Source organism: Escherichia sp. MOD1-EC6162, from assembly GCF_002965125.1.
Classification (GTDB): domain Bacteria; phylum Pseudomonadota; class Gammaproteobacteria; order Enterobacterales; family Enterobacteriaceae; genus Escherichia; species Escherichia marmotae.
Genome location: NZ_PTSB01000009.1, coordinates 57,356 through 76,637, shown reverse-complemented (window position 1 = coordinate 76,637; position 19,282 = coordinate 57,356). Strand labels below are relative to the sequence as shown.

General features: G+C 51.2%; 12 protein-coding genes, 1 tRNA gene and 2 pseudogenes. 5 read left to right on the top strand and 10 right to left on the bottom strand.

Annotation, left to right across the window (positions count from 1 at the left end; translation table 11 throughout):
- Positions 1–26: 26 nt before the first annotated feature.
- Entirely contained in the window at positions 27–320 is a 294-nt protein-coding gene (gene yicS, locus A9587_RS09825) for a protein YicS (RefSeq protein WP_000843473.1), read from the bottom strand.
- Between the two features lie 220 nt (positions 321–540).
- Between yicS and nlpA the strand changes: the two genes are divergently transcribed.
- A complete protein-coding gene (nlpA, locus tag A9587_RS09820; protein WP_000779416.1) occupies positions 541–1,359 on the top strand; it encodes a lipoprotein NlpA in 819 nt (272 codons plus the stop codon).
- A 3-nt stretch (positions 1,360–1,362) separates the two neighbouring features.
- On the opposite strand, the pseudogene A9587_RS09815 reads toward nlpA, so the two are convergent.
- Positions 1,363–2,287 (bottom strand): annotated as a pseudogene (locus A9587_RS09815) (carboxylate/amino acid/amine transporter).
- 186 nt (positions 2,288–2,473) lie between these two features.
- Between A9587_RS09815 and fliB the strand changes: the two are divergent.
- On the top strand, positions 2,474–3,688 hold the full coding sequence (gene fliB / locus A9587_RS09810) for a flagellin lysine-N-methylase (protein ID WP_001517443.1): 1,215 nt from the start codon (positions 2,474–2,476) through the stop codon (positions 3,686–3,688).
- 413 nt (positions 3,689–4,101) lie between these two features.
- On the opposite strand, the gene A9587_RS09800 is transcribed toward fliB, so the two are convergent.
- The 3 genes and pseudogenes from A9587_RS09800 to A9587_RS09790 all read right to left on the bottom strand — a co-directional run bounded on the left by A9587_RS09800 (position 4,102) and on the right by A9587_RS09790 (position 5,597).
- Positions 4,102–5,139, bottom strand: coding sequence for a virulence RhuM family protein (locus A9587_RS09800; protein WP_001280590.1), 1,038 nt, complete (start codon positions 5,137–5,139; stop codon positions 4,102–4,104).
- 73 nt (positions 5,140–5,212) lie between these two features.
- A pseudogene (locus tag A9587_RS09795) lies at positions 5,213–5,317 on the bottom strand (DUF4942 domain-containing protein); the annotation flags it as partial.
- Between the two features lie 185 nt (positions 5,318–5,502).
- Positions 5,503–5,597: transfer RNA gene (locus tag A9587_RS09790), tRNA-Sec, on the bottom strand.
- A gap of 292 nt (positions 5,598–5,889) precedes the next feature.
- Between A9587_RS09790 and A9587_RS09785 the strand changes: the two genes are divergently transcribed.
- Together A9587_RS09785 and yicI are read left to right on the top strand one after the other, a co-directional pair.
- Entirely contained in the window at positions 5,890–7,272 is a 1,383-nt protein-coding gene (locus tag A9587_RS09785) for a glycoside-pentoside-hexuronide family transporter (protein ID WP_000834449.1), read from the top strand.
- Positions 7,273–7,281: 9 nt separating this feature from the next.
- A complete protein-coding gene (gene yicI, locus A9587_RS09780) occupies positions 7,282–9,600 on the top strand; it encodes an alpha-xylosidase (protein WP_105263482.1) in 2,319 nt (772 codons plus the stop codon).
- A 51-nt stretch (positions 9,601–9,651) separates the two neighbouring features.
- Here the strand turns inward: yicI and A9587_RS09775 are convergent, their stop codons facing one another.
- Positions 9,652–11,361, bottom strand: coding sequence for an AsmA family protein (locus A9587_RS09775; protein WP_105263481.1), 1,710 nt, complete (start codon positions 11,359–11,361; stop codon positions 9,652–9,654).
- A 120-nt stretch (positions 11,362–11,481) separates the two neighbouring features.
- Positions 11,482–12,873: a xanthine/proton symporter XanP gene (gene xanP / locus A9587_RS09770; RefSeq protein WP_001517446.1), complete on the bottom strand. Its 1,392-nt coding sequence runs from the start codon at positions 12,871–12,873 to the stop codon at positions 11,482–11,484.
- A 278-nt stretch (positions 12,874–13,151) separates the two neighbouring features.
- Here xanP and gltS point away from each other — a divergent pair, with 278 nt between their 5' ends.
- Entirely contained in the window at positions 13,152–14,357 is a 1,206-nt protein-coding gene (gene gltS, locus A9587_RS09765; RefSeq protein WP_000468834.1) for a sodium/glutamate symporter, read from the top strand.
- Between the two features lie 33 nt (positions 14,358–14,390).
- On the opposite strand, the gene recG is transcribed toward gltS, so the two are convergent.
- From recG to spoT, 3 genes are read right to left on the bottom strand one after another with little or no spacing between them, the layout of a single operon-like run.
- Positions 14,391–16,472, bottom strand: coding sequence for an ATP-dependent DNA helicase RecG (gene recG, locus A9587_RS09760; RefSeq protein ID WP_105263480.1), 2,082 nt, complete (start codon positions 16,470–16,472; stop codon positions 14,391–14,393).
- A gap of 5 nt (positions 16,473–16,477) precedes the next feature.
- Positions 16,478–17,167 (bottom strand): tRNA (guanosine(18)-2'-O)-methyltransferase TrmH, encoded by a 690-nt coding sequence (trmH, locus tag A9587_RS09755; RefSeq protein WP_001070171.1) that lies wholly within the window; start codon positions 17,165–17,167, stop codon positions 16,478–16,480.
- A 6-nt stretch (positions 17,168–17,173) separates the two neighbouring features.
- Entirely contained in the window at positions 17,174–19,282 is a 2,109-nt protein-coding gene (gene spoT, locus A9587_RS09750) for a bifunctional GTP diphosphokinase/guanosine-3',5'-bis pyrophosphate 3'-pyrophosphohydrolase (RefSeq protein WP_000280466.1), read from the bottom strand.

The following is a 19,282-nucleotide window of genomic DNA, read 5'->3' as shown; positions in this document are numbered from 1 at the left end:
GCGTTAGTCAGAGGTCATTGCCACTCTTACATATCCGGGCATTCTACCCGACCCAACGCTTCCCAGTAGTTATTCTGATTATTACGCTCCATCGCCACGATGGCTTCGCGTATGTGTTGTTTATTGCCTTCATCTGACAACATTAACTTTTCCCATGCTTCATCTGACAATGAAGCCTGTGGGGTGCAAATTTTCCGCAAATCCTGCAATACCGTATTTTTCTCTTTTGCGGATTGTAATGAGCTAAAAGGTGACTCGGCGTATACGATATCTGGCACAGTAAAAACGGTGAAAATAAGCAGTAGTGTCGTTGATTTCATGGATTCAACCTCTTACAAATGCGCATCGAATAAAGCATAAGTGTAGTTTGCTTTATTCGCTCTCATCATGCTGTACGAAACGCGCTTGTGTAGTCAGTAAGAAGTGCCAGACCTTATATGCCTCTTTTATTCCTTTTTATTCTTATCGATAGCGTTTCGTTTTTTAAACCGCAGCGACCTTACCGCTATAGTCAGGTAATCATTAATAAAAGGATAAAAAATGAAACTGACAACACATCATCTACGGACAGGGGCTGCATTATTACTGGCGGGGATCTTGCTGGCAGGCTGCGACCAGCAAAGCAGCGATACAAAACACATTAAAGTTGGCGTAATTAACGGTGCTGAACAGGATGTGGCGGAAGTCGCTAAAAAAGTGGCCAAAGAGAAGTATGGCCTTGAGGTTGAACTGGTAGGATTTAGTGGCTCATTGCTGCCTAATGATGCAACAAATCATGGTGAACTGGATGCCAACGTTTTCCAGCATCGCCCTTTCCTTGAACAGGATAATCAGGCTCATGGTTACAAGCTGGTGGCGGTGGGAAATACCTTTGTCTTCCCGATGGCTGGTTATTCGAAAAAAATCAAAACGGTCGATCAGCTAGAAGATGGGGCGACAGTAGCAATTCCGAATGATCCGACCAATCTGGGGCGTGCGCTGTTACTGCTGCAAAAAGAGAAACTGATCACCCTGCAAGAGGGAAAAGGTTTACTGCCAACGGCGCTGGATATTACCGGGAACCCGCGCCATTTGCAGATAATGGAGCTGGAAGGGGCACAATTACCGCGAGTGCTGGATGATCCGAAAGTGGATGTGGCAATTATCAGCACGACTTATATTCAGCAAACCGGGCTTTCCCCGGTGCATGACAGCGTTTTTATTGAAGATAAAAATTCGCCGTATGTGAATATTCTGGTGGCGCGGGCAGATAATAAGGATGCAGAAAATGTGAAGGAATTTTTGCAATCTTATCAATCACCGGAAGTGGCTAAAGCGGCAGAAACTATCTTTAACGGTGGCGCGGTGCCGGGCTGGTAATCATCAACCGTACCGCGCTGGATAGTTAAATTTTTCTGGCGCGGCGGCGGGAATCTACAGAAATTAATATTACTGATGAAAGAATCAATAGTGTCCCTAACCAGTCTGGTAATGTGAAGGTGATCCCCAGTAACAGCAAAGAAAGCAGCGCGCTACTTAACGGTTCTGCGCAACTCAAAATGCTGGCTTTCGGCCCGCCAATTAACTGTGCGCCCTTCAAATACAGACTAAAGGTCAGTGAAGTTCCAATTACCACCAGATAGAAAAACGCCAGGATCAGGCTGCCATTAACCACGAAATTTGTTCCTTGCCCGGCATAAAAAGGTAGCAGGATCAGACCACCAATGAGCATACTCCAGCCAACGACGGGCAGCGTGCCGTAACGGGCAATGAGCGTTGAGGGGTATGTTGTATAGAATGCGGCAGCGAAGGCTGAAGCTATCCCCCAGAACAGCGCGGCGGGAGAGATCGATAACGATGTCGGATTACCGTGGGTGACCAACAAAAAGGTGCCCACGAGAGAGGTCAAAATCGCGGTAAATACCAGAATGCCGGGGCGTGATTTACGTACTAGTGAGAACCAGGCCACGATAATCGTTGGTGATAAAAATTGCAGCACCGTTGCTGTAGCGGCATTGGATTTTTCGATGGTCAGTAAGAAAGTAAGCTGGACGGTCAGCGCGCCAACGATGGAAAAAATCAGCAGGCTGATGGCATCTTTATGATTTCTAATGATTGAGAAGACTTTATCGCCGTGGACAAATGAGAGTGTCAGCAGAATAAACCCGGCAAATATCAGTCGCGTCATGGTAAGAAACTGCGATGACATCTGGCTTTGCTCCATGATGTATTGTGCGCAGACCCCTGAACTCCCCCACAAAACGGCGGCAATTAGAACGTTCAGCATTCCCTTTCTGGTGGAACTCATATTTTCCTCTGCATACTGTTTTGTCGTTTATGTTGCAGGCATGATAGCAAAAATGGCGAGGATGGCCGTGTTCGTGCAAGGCATATTTATAAAACCAGTGAAATGCTTGTTAAACTGTCATGTTATGGCGTTATCACTTTTTTTTGACAGCGTGCTACTGTTCGCTTTTTAAACGCGAAGAATGCTATGCAAATCCATAAAGTAATAACCCCCGAGTTTGTGAAGAAGTTTTCCTGCGTCGGTCCCAACTGCCTGATTTCCTGCTGTCAGGGATGGAATATACACATCGACAAGAAAACCCATCATACTTACCTCAACGAACAACACCCGAAAATTGCCCAGTTGGCGAAAGAGAATCTATTACGGGTGCGAAATGGTAAAAGCCGCTATTCGATAATCAAACTGGACGCGCAGGGGCAGTGTCCGTTTCTCGATGAAAATAAACTCTGCCTGGTTCATCGCGATCTGGGAGAAGAAGCGCTTTCAGAAACCTGTTCTACTTATCCACGTAACAAAAGGCACTACGCGGATACAACTCGCCATTCGATGGTGCTCTCATGTCCAGAAGTAGCCCGACTGGTATTGTTTGATGCCGACAGCATGTTAGTGCACGAACAGGATGAGCTGTTGGCGAAGGCGAAAACCCCCTTCACTGCCAGGCAGCCGGTTAATCAGATCCACCAGATTGTGCATCTCTTTGCCTGGCACCTCCTGCAGTCGCCATCGTTGAACGTTGAAGAGAATCTGATGGCGCTGGCACAGTTTATGGTTTACCTACAGCGCATTGAGTTCGATCTGCACCGCTATTTTGTGCAGGCTGAACAGTACCATCAGGAGTTATTAAGCGAGCTGGCGGCAGGTATTAGCCTGATGAGTCAATCAACGCCTACTGAGTCGGTGGGATTGAAGGTGCGTGCGCTGACGGTATTGGGTTCGCTTGTCGCGAATAAGAGCAGCAGGGATCGTATTATTGCTGATGCGCATCGAAAGATGGCAGTGTATTTAGACGTAGCAAACAGCCCGGATAAGCAGGTTCTGGCTGACAAGTTTGCAGTTCTGGACAAGCAGTGGCAGCAGCTTTGCCAGGAATCTATCCTCAGCGCTCCGCATGTATTGCGCAATTTACTGACTTACAAAATTTACCACAGCCATTTTCCTGAGGCTGATTTCTCAACGGTTATGCGCCAGGTTTACCGTTTGATCCTCGACTATTTCTACACAAAGCATTTGCTGAGTGTGATATCGCTGGAAGTCACTCCAGATGAGGCAACGGTGCTGAAGATTGTGGCGAGCCTTGCTGAGAAAACCTTGCATTCGCCAATTATCAATCAGCGGATGGATAAAGCGATCGACATGATCAATACCGGGGACGATCTCTCCTGCTTGCTGTTGATTTGTTGAAAAACAGGCGCAGTAGTAAGCCAGAAATCCCAGGGAATGCCAGCTTCAGCTCCCGTTGTTTCATTAGCGCTGGTAAAGCCAGGTCGATATGAAGCAGCATCGGGGAACAGGATTTCCCGGTGATTGCGGCCAGATCAGTCAGGTAAGATACCCCCAATGACCCCCCAAAAATAACGTGCCGCAGGTTGAGGTCGGTTGACCTCAGGATACAAATAAAACCTGGTATATAAGGAAATAGAAGAGGTTTTGTGAATGTCGGGAGAGTTCAGAAGAGGCAAATTGGCGGAAGATTATCGGGGTCGTATTTGATGGTTAATTTATTGATTTAATATTCATATTTTGAATTGGATAAATGAGTAACCCCCATAAGTATCCCCAAATGGTTTTGCATATGGAGTTGGGGGCATTCTGAGCTACTTTTTCGACTCTTTATTCCACTGTAGCAAAGCGGCAATATCCTTCTCGCCTTCGGCCTCTTTTAAGCACCGTTGTTGTTTGGCAAACTGAACATACTCCGTCTGCGCTTTTTCATCGGCCATTTTCTTACTGATTTTACCCGCGCCGTGTAGAACCTCACGGTCATTAAATTGCAGGAACTGATCCAGCTTATCCTGCCAGTCGCGCAAAAAGACCTGCTGACGACGACGGGCCTGATCCTCGGCAAAGTCCAGCCACATGTTAACCACGCGATTAAGCTCGCTGACTTCATCCTGGGTGAGATAATTTTTTGCCACCGTCACGTCGCTCTTACGCACCTCTTCACCTTTATAGCTGGTCAGCCCCATATGCGGCTGGCTGGCATCGGCACGCAGATGAATGAGTTCAGCAGCGGTATGCCCGGTACAGGCAAAATGCAGTTTGTTCTGGATGGTTTGAAAAAATTGCGTGGTTTCTTTTAACGAAGGCTGATAGTCAGCAGCTAATGCAAAGATCTCCCGCACCCGCAAATATACCCGGCGCTCGCTGGCGCGAATATCGCGGATACGTTCGAGCATCTCATCAAAATAGTCGGGCACAACCGATGAACCGACAGGGGGATTCTTCAGTCGCTCATCGTCCATCACAAAACCTTTGATCAGGTATTCCTGAAGCGTCTGCGTTGCCCACTGACGGAATTGAGTGCCGCGAGGCGAGCGAACGCGATAGCCAACAGCGAGTATTACAGGCAGGCTGTAATGTAGCTTGTTGCGACTTACCTGGCGGTTACCTTCCTGTTGAACTTGTAAGTAAGACTTACAGGTTGCGTTTTGGTCAAGTTCGCCTTCTTCATAGATCGCTTTAATGTGCTGCGTGACGGCCTGAGGAGTGATCTGATAAAGGTTTGCGATGGTTGCCTGAGGGAGCCAGAGTGTTTCTTGTTCAAAGCGACATTCAACACGCACTTCTCCGTCACCGCTGGCAAACATAATAAATTCGCCTTCTGGGGACTGGGTTAAGTCTTTGTCTGACATGCCGCCTCCGTTAGAATCAAATCCGCAATGCTATAACTCACGTAGTATGCCAGAGAACCGCATATGAACAGTGTTATTTTGCTGATAACGCTGACGGATAGTGCTTCGCCACCATGTCATTCATCTTACCCACCAGATCCAGCCGCTTGAATGTGATATGCCCACTGCCTTTCTGGTAATCGAGTGCCATGACATCCTCCGGCTTTTGACGAATCCATCATCCAGGGGGATGTGCGCCAGTAACTAACCTGATACCCCAAAAATAACGCTATTCAGGACGGGTCACAGGATACAAATAAAGCCAGGTATATAAGGAAATAGAAGAGGTTTTGTGAATGTCGGGAGAGTTCAGAAGAGGCAAATTGGCGGAAGATCACAGGAGTCGAACCTGCCCGGGACCGCTGGCGGCCCCAACTGGATTTGAAGTCCAGCCGCCTCACCGGAGACGACGATCTTCCGCGCCTCGATTGCTACATGGAGGCGGGGCGCATTATAGCTACTTCCTTGAGTTTCTACATCCCCTGGTTCATTTTTTTCCGGGCAATATGCGCAAAGCTTTATCACTAACCCATTATAATTAACATAAATATCATATATTCCAATGATATATGGGTAGGTTTATCGCTACCACGATCACATAAAACAAGAATCATAAATTAATAACCAGATATCGGAATATTCACTCTGGCAGGGATGGTTTACAAAACTCTTTATCGGTCTCAGCACCCCCATAGCATCAAGGAAAAGCAGATGAAGAGTGAAGTGTTGTCCGTTAAAGAGAAAATTGGTTATGGCATGGGAGATGCCGCCAGCCACATTATCTTCGATAACGTAATGTTATATATGATGTTCTTTTACACCGATATTTTTGGTATTCCTGCCGGATTTGTCGGAACCATGTTTTTGGTCGCTCGTGCACTGGATGCGATTTCCGATCCTTGCATGGGGTTGCTGGCCGATCGAACGCGCTCTCGCTGGGGTAAATTTCGACCGTGGGTACTGTTTGGCGCACTGCCATTTGGTGTGGTCTGTGTACTGGCATATAGCACGCCAGATCTCAGTATGAACGGTAAAATGATCTATGCAGCAATTACTTATACCCTACTTACCTTACTTTATACCGTCGTCAATATCCCTTACTGCGCATTGGGTGGTGTAATTACCAATGACCCGACTCAGCGTATCTCGCTGCAATCCTGGCGTTTTGTGCTGGCGACCGCGGGAGGCATGCTCTCCACTGTGCTGATGATGCCGCTGGTTAATTTAATTGGTGGTGATAATAAACCACTCGGTTTCCAGGGCGGCATCGCGGTGCTTTCCGTGGTGGCATTTATGATGCTGGCTTTCTGTTTCTTCACCACTAAAGAACGCGTTGAAGCGCCACCTACGACGACGCCTATGCGGGAAGATTTACGTGATATCTGGCAAAACGACCAGTGGCGTATTGTCGGTATTCTCACCATTTTTAATATTCTGGCGGTGTGTGTACGTGGTGGGGCGATGATGTATTACGTCACGTGGATTCTGGGTACGCCGGAAGTGTTTGTCGCTTTTCTCACTACTTATTGCGTGGGTAACCTGATTGGCTCCGCACTGGCAAAACCGCTGACCGACTGGAAATGTAAAGTCTCTGTCTTCTGGTGGACGAACGCCCTGCTGGCCGTGATTAGCCTCGCGATGTTCTTCGTTCCCATGCAGGCCAGCATCACCATGTTTGTCTTCATCTTCGTGATTGGTGTGTTGCATCAACTGGTGACACCTATCCAGTGGGTAATGATGTCCGATACCGTTGACTACGGCGAGTGGTGTAATGGTAAACGACTCACCGGGATCAGTTTTGCTGGCACGCTGTTTGTGCTCAAACTGGGGTTGGCCTTCGGAGGCGCACTTATCGGATGGATGCTGGCTTACGGTGGATATGATGCAGCAGAAAAAGCGCAGAACAGCGCCACAATTAGCATCATTATCGCGCTATTCACGATTGTTCCGGCGATCTGTTATTTGCTGAGCGCGATTGTCGCTAAACGCTACTACTCTCTCACAACGCACAATCTGAAAACCGTTATGGAACAGTTGGCTCAGGGCAAACGCCGTTGCCAGCAGCAATTCACCTCTCAAGAAGTGCAGAACTAAGGAACGGCAATGAAAATTAGCGATGGAAACTGGTTGATTCAACCTGGCCTCAATTTGATTCACCCGCTTCAGGTGTTCGAGGTTGAACAGCAGGGTGATGAAATGGTGGTCTATGCTGCCCCCCGTGATGTGCGTGAACGTACCTGGCAGCTTGACACGCCTTTATTTACGCTGCGTTTTTTCTCCCCACAGGAAGGTATTGTCGGTGTACGGATTGAGCATTTTCAGGGGGCGCTGGATAACGGCCCTCATTATCCGCTCAATATTTTGCAGGACGCGAATGTCACAATCGAAAACACAGAAAGTTACGCTGAGTTTAAAAGTGGCAACTTAAGCGCGCGTGTCAGTAAAGGTGAGTTCTGGTCACTGGATTTTCTGCGTAATGGCGAACGTATTACCGGTAGCCAGGTGAAAAATAATGGCTATGTGCAGGACACTAATAATCAACGAAATTATATGTTTGAGCGGCTGGATCTTGGCGTCGGTGAAACGGTTTACGGGCTGGGAGAGCGTTTTACTGCCCTGGTGCGCAATGGTCAGACGGTAGAAACCTGGAACCGGGATGGCGGCACAAGTACTGAACAGGCGTATAAAAATATCCCGTTCTACATGACTAACCGTGGTTATGGTGTACTGGTCAATCATCCCCAATGCGTCTCTTTTGAAGTGGGATCGGAGAAAGTCTCCAAAGTGCAGTTCAGCGTGGAGAGTGAATACCTCGAATACTTTGTTATCGACGGCCCGACGCCGAAAGCGGTACTTGATCGTTATACCCGTTTTACCGGCCGTCCGGCGCTGCCGCCCGCGTGGTCCTTCGGTCTGTGGTTAACCACTTCATTTACCACTAACTACGACGAAGCGACGGTTAACTGTTTTATCGATGGTATGGCGGAACGCAATCTGCCGCTGCATGTTTTCCACTTTGACTGTTTCTGGATGAAAGCCTTCCAATGGTGCGATTTTGAGTGGGATCCGCTGACCTTTCCGGACCCGGAAGGCATGATCCGCCGCCTGAAAGCAAAAGGGCTGAAAATCTGCGTCTGGATTAACCCCTATATTGGGCAGAAATCTCCAGTCTTTAAGGAGTTACAAGAGAAAGGCTATTTACTCAAACGCCCGGACGGCTCGCTATGGCAATGGGATAAATGGCAGCCAGGGCTGGCGATTTATGACTTTACTAATCCGGATGCCTGCAAATGGTACGCCGATAAACTGAAAGGTCTGATCGCGATGGGTGTCGATTGTTTTAAGACCGACTTTGGCGAACGTATTCCAACAGACGTTCAGTGGTTTAACGGTTGTGATCCACAGAAAATGCATAACCATTATGCATACATCTACAACGAACTGGTATGGAACGTGCTGAAGGAAACCGTTGGCGAGGAAGAAGCCGTCTTGTTTGCCCGCTCGGCTTCCGTAGGTGCGCAGAAATTTCCGGTGCACTGGGGCGGTGATTGCTACGCCAATTACGAATCAATGGCGGAAAGCCTGCGCGGAGGTTTGTCTATTGGCCTTTCTGGTTTTGGCTTCTGGAGCCACGATATCGGCGGCTTTGAGAATACCGCTCCGGCGCACGTTTACAAACGCTGGTGCGCGTTTGGTTTGCTCTCCAGCCATAGCCGTTTACATGGCAGCAAATCTTATCGTGTGCCGTGGGCCTACGATGATGAGTCCTGTGACGTGGTGCGCTTCTTCACGCAACTGAAATGCCGCATGATGCCGTATCTTTATCGTGAAGCTGCTCGTGCGAACGCGCTGGGTACGCCGATGATGCGCGCAATGGTAATGGAGTTTCCGGACGATCCGGCCTGTGATTACCTTGATCGCCAATACATGTTGGGCGGCAGCGTGATGGTCGTGCCGGTGTTCACTGAAGCTGGCGATGTGCAATTCTACTTGCCTGAAGGTCGCTGGACGCACCTGTGGCATAACGATGAAATAGACGGCAGCCGCTGGCATAAACAACAACACGGCTTTCAGAGTCTGCCGGTATATGTGCGTGATAACACCCTACTGGGGCTGGGCAACAATGAACAACGCCCCGATTATGCGTGGCACGAAGGCACGGCCTTCCAGCTCTTTAATCTGCAAGACGGGCGTGAAGCCGTCTGCGAAGTCCCAGCCGCTGATGGTTCGGTGATCTTCACCCTGAAAGCGGCACGTACTGGCAACATCATTACTGTGACTGGTACGGGAGAAGCGAAGAACTGGACGCTGTGCTTACGCAATATCGCTAAAGTAAATGGTCTGCAAGGCGGTTCGCAGGCTGAAAGTGAGTTGGGTGTGGTGGTGACCCCGCAAGGGAATGAGCTGACAATTACGCTGTAATTTGTTGAAGAAATACCGGGTACGTCTGTGTCGTACCCGGCGAGATTGATTTTACTGTACCGGCTCCGTCGATGTAACTTCACCACTGGAAACCACGCCAGCATTCATGGTTTGGGTCACTTGTTGTTTTTCAGCATTTACGGCGTGGAGCTGTCCGTTAACCGTGGGTTTTAGCGGTGCATCGGCCTGAATATCGCCGCTGGCGGTGAGCTGAATATTGCCATCTCCAGTGATGGGTAATTCTGGCCATCCCCATTGTTGCAAAATATTTACCGGTACACCGCGTCCGTTCAGGCTGATATGGGTCTGGCGCTGCGGCGTTTGTGAGACGCTGGCAGTGGCTTCCAGAATGCCTTTCTCGGTAAACGCGCTAAGTTCGCTGATATTCACCGTGCTGCTGTTGGCGGTTAGCGCCAGCGACGGGCGGCGCACATCAACACGATTGAATGTTGCAGCGGCAGCATTCAGATTTGCCGTGCCACTCCAGACGCCCCACTTATGATCGGCTACCAGTGTCAGATTCGCGCCGTAGCCATCCAGCGCTGTGAGCTGCCACGGGAAGGCTGGGTCAATATCAATGATTAGATTGCGGCTGGCGCTGAATCTCTTCAGTTGCAGAGTGTTTAACCAGGCGGGAGTTTGCTGCATCCATAACTGTTGCCAGTTTTTAGGTAAGGTATATTCCAGTCCAACAATCGCTGTATCGTCGAGGATCAGCGTTTTTCCATCGCGCTGCCAGTTTCCTGACGTTCTGACCATCCCCCCTTCCCAGCGGCTGGTGAACTGGCGCAGCGCTACGCCTTGCGGGGAAAATTCCGCGTTTATAATCGGGTCAAATAAATGCAGCGAACCATAAATAAACTCGCTGGCGTTCATTGATAGCTTGCCTTCCTGTGTCTGCCAGTCATCTTTAATAAAGGTCATATTGCGCAAGCTGAGATCGAGATCGGTCACCGCCCAGTCCGGGCCTTGCAGGCGGGCGTCGATCACTTCCAGGCGGCCAATCTGCAATGACGGGACAGAGCGCAAGGGCGCAAAGAAGTCGGTGAGCGATTTTTCGCTTTGCAGACGGATATCCGCCAGGCGCAGATTTTCCACCTGCCAGCTACCGTCGGCGTTACGCTGCGCATTTCCGGTTAATGTCCCGCGGGCGATGTCGGCACCCAGATTAGTCAGTGTGACGCGATCGTTATCAATATTCCCTTCAATCAACACATTGGTGGCAGGAACATCATTGAGCGACAGAGAGCCAGCACTGAACTGAATTTGTGCTTTTGAGCCTAGTACTTTACCGGCTTCCGGCGACCACGGAACGACGCCGCCATTGACTCGCTGTGCGCTAAGATTCCACTCGCTATTGGGACTGTTAAATGCCATATCACGCAGTTGCAAACGATCCGCTTTAAACGGTAGCGGCGCGGTCTGGTCGGTGAGATTCAGCGTCCCGTTTTCCAGCAGGATAGTATCGACATGCCGTGGCTCGCTCAGTTGCCGACTACTTAGCGCGATATCGACACTTTTTGCAACCAGAGTGGCGGGTTGACCATCACGACCGAATGTGACGTTCTCCAGCAAGATATGAGACGGCGCGGAAAAACGGTGATCCATCGCCCCGAAGGCCAGATGATAGTCGCTATTCTCGGAAATCCATGCGCTGATATGCTCTGCTCCCCAGCGGGTTTGCAGAAGGAAATAGAGGCCAACTATCGCCACTAACAGCGTGATGAAAATGTAGAGAAGCAGCTTCCCAATAAATTTCATGGTCTTCCATCCCGTGAAATGCACATAAGGGAGTTATGCACGATTTACGCGCATTCCTCAAGGCAGGAATGGAGAAAGAGAGTGGTTACGGCGGTAAAGAATTTTACCGCCGCGAGTAAATTACTGCTTTTCTGGCGGGAAAATCAGATTCAGTACAATGGCAGTGATACCGCCAGCGGCAATCCCGGAGGAGAGCAGATTTTTCAGCCAGTCAGGGGCAAACTGCAAAATCAGTGGCTGCTGAGAAACACCCAGACCGACCGCCAGCGACAGGGCAATAATCAGAATCGCCCGACGGTTCAGTGGCTCACGAGAAACGATACGCACACCGGATGCGGCGATAGTACCAAACATCACCAGCGTAGCGCCGCCCAGAACAGGTTCGGGAATGTGTTGGACAAAACCGCTCACCGCAGGGAACAGGCCCAGCACGATCAACATCAGCGCCACGACAAAACCGACATAACGGCTGGCAACACCGGTCAATTGGATCACACCGTTGTTCTGCCCGAAGCAGGAGTTCGGGAAGGTGTTAAACACCGCCGACACAAACGAGTTCAGGCCGTTTGCCAGCACGCCGCCTTTCAGACGTTTCATGTACAGTGGGCCAGAAACCGGTTGTTCGGAAACGTCGGAGGTGGCTGTGATATCGCCAATAGTTTCCAGTGAGGTGATCATAAAGACCAGCATCAGTGGTAGCAGCAGGCTCCATTCAATACCAAGTCCGTAATAGAGCGGCGTTGGCACCATAATCAGCTCTTGCGTCATCGGCTCGTTGCTTTCTGGCAACATGTCCATAAACCACGCCAGTGCATATCCTGCCGCCATCGCAATCACCAGCGAGGCTACGCGTAAGTAGGGGTTACGTTGGCGATTAAGCAGGATGATTAAAGCTAAGACCACGCCCGCCAGTAGCAGATTTTTCGGTGCACCAAAGGTGTTATCGCTCATGGCCGCATAACCGCCACCAATGGATGTTAGCCCAACCTGAATCAGTGACAGGCCAATAATCATCACCACGACGCCGGAAACCAGCGGCGTAATAATGCGGCGCGCCAGATGCAGAACGCGGGAGATAACCATTTCGGTGCAGCTTGCCAGCATCAGTGTGCCGAACAGAGCCGCCATCATCGTAGGAACATCGGCACCACCGGTCTTCAGCGCTGTTCCGCCCATAATCAGCGGAGCAACGAAGTTAAAGCTGGTGCCCTGAATAGACAACAAACCGGAGCCAACCGGACCCCAGGCTTTAATTTGGATAATTGATGCCACACCAGAGGCAAACAGCGACATACTAATAATGTGTTGCGTGTCCTGTGCTGGTAAACCCAGCGCCTGGCAGATTAACAATGCTGGCGTGATTACCGCGACAAACATCGCCAGCAGGTGCTGACAGGCGGCAAACAGAGTTTGAGCAAGCGGCGGACGATCTTCAAGACGGTAAATCAGTTCGCTGTTTTGAGTCTGCGCAACCGGTTGCGCATTTTCTGACTCGAAGGTGGAAACAGACATCGAAAACAATCCCGTGGTAGCAAAGCGGGCATTTTAGCTGACCGAAAGGCAAAAGCAAACGTTTGCCAATCATTCTTCTAAATATTTAAATGCGATAAATGCACTTTTTTATATAACTTTTGGTTGTTTTCTGCTTAAAATCCATGCCATTTTTTTATTTTCAGCTAAGAATTCGAACCGGGAAAGCATGACTCGATACTCGTCATATTTCGTCTTACTATGATTGCGCGATGAAGTATGACGAGTATGAAGAGTGGTGCGGATACAAAGGAGTAACTATGTTTCATCTCGATACTTTAGCAACGCTTGTTGCCGCAACGCTGACGTTGCTGCTCGGGCGCAAGTTGGTCCATTCCGTCTCCTTTCTGAAAAAATACACCATACCAGAACCGGTTGCCGGAGGGTTGTTGGTGGCACTGGCTCTGCTGGTGTTGAAAAAAAGCATGGGCTGGGAAGTTAATTTTGATATGTCCTTGCGCGATCCATTAATGCTGGCTTTCTTCGCCACCATTGGCCTGAACGCCAATATTGCCAGCCTGCGTGCCGGTGGACGCGTAGTGGGGATTTTCCTCATTGTGGTTGTTGGTCTGTTGGTGATGCAAAATGCCATCGGCATTGGCATGGCTAGCCTGTTAGGGCTTGATCCGCTGATGGGGCTGTTGGCGGGGTCTATTACGCTTTCTGGCGGTCACGGGACCGGCGCAGCGTGGAGTAAATTGTTCATTGAACGTTATGGCTTCACCAACGCGACGGAAGTGGCGATGGCCTGTGCGACGTTTGGTCTGGTTCTGGGTGGGCTGATTGGCGGCCCGGTGGCGCGTTACCTGGTGAAACACTCCACCACGCCGAACGGCATACCTGATGACCAGGAAGTCCCCACCGCATTTGAAAAGCCCGACGTAGGGCGCATGATCACCTCGCTGGTACTGATTGAAACTATCGCGCTGATTGCTATCTGTCTGACGGTAGGGAAAATCGTTGCGCAACTTTTGGCTGGCACTGCTTTTGAATTGCCAACCTTTGTTTGCGTGCTGTTTGTGGGCGTGATTCTGAGCAACGGCTTGTCAATGTTGGGCTTTTACCGCGTCTTTGAGCGCGCGGTATCCGTACTTGGTAACGTAAGCCTGTCGCTGTTCCTGGCGATGGCGTTGATGGGGCTGAAACTGTGGGAGCTGGCTTCGCTGGCGTTGCCGATGCTGGCGATTCTGGTCGCGCAAACCATCTTCATGGCGTTGTACGCTATCTTTGTCACCTGGCGCATGATGGGGAAAAACTACGATGCGGCGGTGCTGGCCGCGGGGCACTGTGGTTTTGGCCTTGGTGCAACGCCCACGGCAATCGCCAACATGCAGGCGATCACCGAACGCTTTGGCCCGTCGCACATGGCCTTCCTGGTGGTGCCGATGGTCGGTGCGTTCTTTATCGATATTGTCAATGCCCTGGTGATTAAGCTCTACCTGATGTTGCCGATTTTTGCGGGTTAACTGATGAAGCGGCGGTGCAAATACCGCCGCTTTTTACGCATTCGAATAGCGTTCCGTCTCCGGCATCCAGCGTTCTATCAGGGCTTTTGCCTGCTGGGGATAACGTTCGTGAATATGGCGTGCCAGGCGCTGAACTTCCGGGATCATGGCCTGATCGCGCAGCAAATCAGCCACTTTAAACTCTGCATTGCCTGTCTGGCGCGTGCCCAGCAGTTCACCAGGGCCGCGAATCTCTAAATCTTTTTGCGCAATCACAAATCCGTCGTTGCTGTCGCGTAGCACTTGCAGGCGGACTTGCGCCGTTTTGGAGAGTGGTGTTTTGTAAAGCAGCACACAGTGAGAAGCCACTGCGCCACGACCTACGCGCCCGCGCAACTGGTGTAACTGCGCCAGACCCAGACGCTCCGGGTTCTCGATAATCATCAGGCTGGCGTTGGGGACATCGACGCCTACTTCAATAACAGTCGTCGCAACCAGCAGGTGTAGCTCGCCTTGTTTAAACGACGCCATTACCGCTTGCTTTTCGGCAGGTTTCATCCGCCCATGAACCAGACCGACGTTCAGTTCCGGCAGCGCCAGTTTTAACTCTTCCCACGTTGCTTCGGCTGCCTGCGCTTCCAGTAATTCCGATTCTTCAATCAATGTACAAACCCAGTACGCCTGACGGCCTTCCGTTATGCAGGCGTGGCGCACGCGGTCGATAATGTCGTTACGACGCGTATCCGGGATCGCCACTGTCGTCACTGGGGTACGTCCTGGCGGCAGTTCATCAATGACCGAGGTATCGAGATCGGCATACGCGGTCATCGCCAGAGTGCGGGGAATTGGCGTGGCGGTCATGATCAACTGATGAGGATGAAAGCCCTGCTGCTGGCCTTTCTCCCATAACGCCAGGCGTTGATGCACGCCAAAACGATGCTGTTCGTCGATAATCACCAGCGCCAGACCGTTAAACTGTACCTGTTCCTGGAAGATAGCGTGGGTGCCGACAATCATCTGCACCTGACCGCTGGCGATGGCTTCTTGCTGTGCCAGCCGCGCTTTGCCCTTCTGTTTGCCCGCCAGCCAGCCCACTTCGATACCGAGCGGTTCAAACCAGTTGCGGAAATTATTGGCGTGCTGTTCGGCAAGCAATTCGGTTGGTGCCATCAGTGCCACTTGTTTGCCGTGAGCGATAGCACGCAGCGCAGCGAGAGCGGCAACCAGTGTTTTACCGGAACCTACATCGCCCTGTACCAGACGCATCATTGGCACATCCAGCGCCATATCGCGCTCAATCTCCGCCACCACACGCGCCTGCGCGCCCGTTGGCTTGAACGGTAAGGCAGCGAGCAGTTTGTCCTTCAGCGCGTCACTGGCGCTAAGCGGCTGAGCATGAAAACGTTGGGCACCGGCGCGTAACGCTAACATGCTGAGGTTGTGCGCCAGCAGTTCTTCCAGAATCAGACGACGTTGCGCCGGATGCTGCCCGGTTTCCAGATCGCTAAGTTGCAATGTCGGTGGCGGGCGGTGCAAAGTGCGCAACGCTTCCGGCAGCGTCATCATTCCTTGTGACAGTTCTGGCGGCAGGAGTTCTTCAATGGCGCAGGTGTCGAGCAGATCCAGCGCCTGGTCGGTTAATTTGCGCAGCGTTGCCTGCTTTACGCCTTCGGTGGTTGGATAAACTGGCGTGAGCGTCTCCTGCAACTCCGGCGTGCTGAGATCGCCCTGTACGCGGTATTCCGGGTGGATCATCTCCGCGCCATATTTGCCGCGCTTTGCTTCGCCATAGGCCAGCACGCGTCGACCTGTCGCCAGGCTATTTTTCATCGCGGCGTTAAAGTTGAAAAAGCGCATGGTGAGAATGCCGGAACCGTCGCTAATCTGACAGGTCATCATCCGGCGACCGCCGAAGGAGATATTGCAGTTCAGTACTTCGCCTTCCACCGTGGCATAAATGCCCGGCAACAGCTCACCTATGGGATAGAGATGGGTGCGATCTTCATAGCGCAGGGGAAGGTGTAACAGTAAATCCTGCACGGTATGCAGGTTGATTTTCGCCAGTTTGTTACTTTGCGCCGCGCCAACGCCCGTTAGGGAACTGAGCGGGACAGCATCTAACAGGCGACCTTTCATAGCGCTTACCCTGCGGCCTGCATGGTAGCCCACCACTCAGCATCGGCTTCAATCTCGCCTTGTTGATTGACGTGGGGGTAGGGCAGGCCTTTGCGTTTCGCGACTTTAGCCAGCACCGGATAGCCACCTTCAAACAGCAGGCGTTGTTGCTCTGCTTCCGGCAACATACTGTTTTCACGCAGATACATACCCGCGTTTTGCCGCTGACGCTGGGCTTCGTAAAGAATAAGTGCGGAGGCGACGGAGACATTAAGCGACTGCACCATGCCGATCATCGGAATGATGATGTCCTGATCTGCCAGTTCTAATGCTTCCTGCGTGATGCCCGTTTTTTCCTGTCCCATTAAAATACAGGTCGGGCGGGTGTAATCGATTTCGCGAAAATCGACGGCTTTATCAGAAAGGTGGGTTGCCAGAATTTGCATACCCTGACCTTTCAGGTGGGCGACTGCATCGCCAATGGTGCGGTGTGTTTTCACCTGTACCCAACTGTTACTACCAGCAGCAGCCGAAGCCATGGTGCGCATCCGGCTACCAGGCCAGACAGCGTGAACTTCGTGTACGCCAACGGCATCTGCGGTACGAATGATCGCAGAAACGTTATGGGGTTTGTGAACCTGTTCCATGCAGACGGTCAGGTCAGGCTGCCGCCTGGCGAGCATTTCGCAGATGCGTGCATAACGTGTTGGGTTCATAAAACATTAATTTCTGTTTCGGGTGACTTTAATTACGTCTGGCATCACGCGGATTTTGCGCATGATATTTGCCAGATGTACGCGGTCACGTGCGGTCAGACGAATAAAGGCACTGTAGACGCGACCATCTTTCTCTTCTGTATTCAGACTTTGAATATTGGAATTAGTGGTGTTGATCGCTGCTGTCAGGTTTGCCAGTGCGCCCTGATGGTTGAACATCTCAACTTTTATTTCGGTGATGAACTCCTGCGCCGTCTCTTTATCCCATTCCACAGCCATAAACTTCTCTGGCTCTTTCTGATAGCCACGGATGTTACGGCAGGATTCATGGTGGATCACCAGACCCTTACCGGGGCTGACGTGGGCGATAATCGGGTCGCCAGGAATTGGGCGGCAGCATTTCGCAAAGGTGATCAGCACGCCATCGGCACCTTTGATCGGCAGATGCCCGTGACTTTGGGTCGCTGGTGGAATAGAGGCGTCACCATGTTGCAGATTTTTCGCGACCACCACGCTCATTGCGTTACCAAGGCCAATTTCAGCCAGCAGATCGTCAAGCGTTGCCAGCTTCATGCGGTCCAGTTCGCGCTGGATATTCTCCTGCGGAATTTCATTCAGCTTGCGGCTGCCACCTAATGCATGGTTGAGCAGACGGCGACCGAGGCTTACGGAATCATCACGCTTGAGGTTTTTCAGCAACTGGCGAATTTTGGCGCGCGCTTTCGAGCTGACGACAAAGTTCAGCCATGCGGCATTCGGGCGAGCGCCCGGTGCGGTAATGATTTCAACGGTTTGACCACTGGATAGCGGCTGCGATAGCGGGTACGGCTGGCGGTCGACGCGCGCGCCCACGCAGGCGTGACCGATATCGGTATGCACTGCGTATGCGAAGTCGACAGGTGTGGCACCGGCAGGCAACTCGACAATGCGCCCTTCCGGTGTGAAAACGTAAATCTCATCCGGGAAGAGATCGGATTTAACGCTCTCGATAAATTCGAACGAGCTGCCGGCGCTTTGCTGCAGCTCCAACAGGCTCTGCATCCAACGCTGGGCGCGGATTTGTGCAGTAGTGCTGGTTTCGCCGTGCTCTTTATACGCCCAGTGCGCGGCAACACCCATCTCCGCCATCTGGTCCATATCTTCGGTACGAATCTGGACTTCAACCGGAACGCCGTGCGGGCCAATCATTGAGGTGTGTAAAGACTGATAGCCGTTCGCTTTTGGGATGGCGATGTAGTCTTTCACGCGCCCCGGACGCGGCTTGTACAGGCTGTGCATCTGACCGAGCACGCGATAACAGGTATCGGCATCATGGACGATTACGCGAAAAGCATAGATGTCCATGATCGAGTGAAAACGCTGCTCTTTGAGCACCATTTTGCAGTAAATCGAATAAAGATGTTTCTCGCGACCACTGACACGGCATGGTATTCCCGCTTCCTGCAAACGCCCTTCGATTTCAGAGAGGATTTTTTGGATCATCTCTTTACGGTTGCCGCGTGCAGCTTTCACCACTTCTTTAATCACGCGGTAGCGGTTGGGGTACAGCGCTTCAAAACCCAGCTCTTCGAGTTCGGTTTTAATGTGGTGGATACCTAAACGGTGTGCCAGCGGACTGTATATTTCAAGGGTTTCACGGGCGATGCGGCGACGTTTGTCCGGGCGGAGTGAGCCCAGCGTGCGCATGTTGTGGGTACGGTCTGCGAGTTTGATGAGAATGACGCGGATATCTTGCACCATCGCCATAATCATCTTGCGAAAGTTTTCGGCCTGCGCCTCTTTCTTATCGCGGAACTTGAGTTTATCAAGTTTTGACACCCCCTCTACCAGTTCGGCTACGCTTTTGCCAAAAAGCTGTTCCATGTCCTGGTAGGTGGCGGGAGTATCTTCAATCACGTCATGAAGTAGCGCCGCCATCAGCGTTTCATAGTCGAGTTTCATCTCGGCCAGAATGCAGGCAACCGCTACCGGGTGCGTGATATAGGGTTCACCGCTTGAACGTGTTTGCCCCTCGTGAGCATCACGTGCAACGAGATACGCCTGCCGCAGACGCTTAATTTGGTCTTCCGGCAGGTAGTTTTGAATCAGTTGATTCAGGCTTTCAAACAGATACAA

Coding starts and splice junctions, on each gene's coding strand:
- yicS (WP_000843473.1), bottom strand. CDS start 320: ATGAAATCAACGACACTACTGCTTATTTTCACCGTTTTTACTGTGCCA.
- gltS (WP_000468834.1), top strand. CDS start 13,152: ATGTTTCATCTCGATACTTTAGCAACGCTTGTTGCCGCAACGCTGACG.
- recG (WP_105263480.1), bottom strand. CDS start 16,472: ATGAAAGGTCGCCTGTTAGATGCTGTCCCGCTCAGTTCCCTAACGGGC.
- A9587_RS09785 (WP_000834449.1), top strand. CDS start 5,890: ATGAAGAGTGAAGTGTTGTCCGTTAAAGAGAAAATTGGTTATGGCATG.
- yicI (WP_105263482.1), top strand. CDS start 7,282: ATGAAAATTAGCGATGGAAACTGGTTGATTCAACCTGGCCTCAATTTG.
- A9587_RS09775 (WP_105263481.1), bottom strand. CDS start 11,361: ATGAAATTTATTGGGAAGCTGCTTCTCTACATTTTCATCACGCTGTTA.
- trmH (WP_001070171.1), bottom strand. CDS start 17,167: ATGAACCCAACACGTTATGCACGCATCTGCGAAATGCTCGCCAGGCGG.
- xanP (WP_001517446.1), bottom strand. CDS start 12,873: ATGTCTGTTTCCACCTTCGAGTCAGAAAATGCGCAACCGGTTGCGCAG.
- A9587_RS09800 (WP_001280590.1), bottom strand. CDS start 5,139: ATGTCAGACAAAGACTTAACCCAGTCCCCAGAAGGCGAATTTATTATG.
- nlpA (WP_000779416.1), top strand. CDS start 541: ATGAAACTGACAACACATCATCTACGGACAGGGGCTGCATTATTACTG.
- fliB (WP_001517443.1), top strand. CDS start 2,474: ATGCAAATCCATAAAGTAATAACCCCCGAGTTTGTGAAGAAGTTTTCC.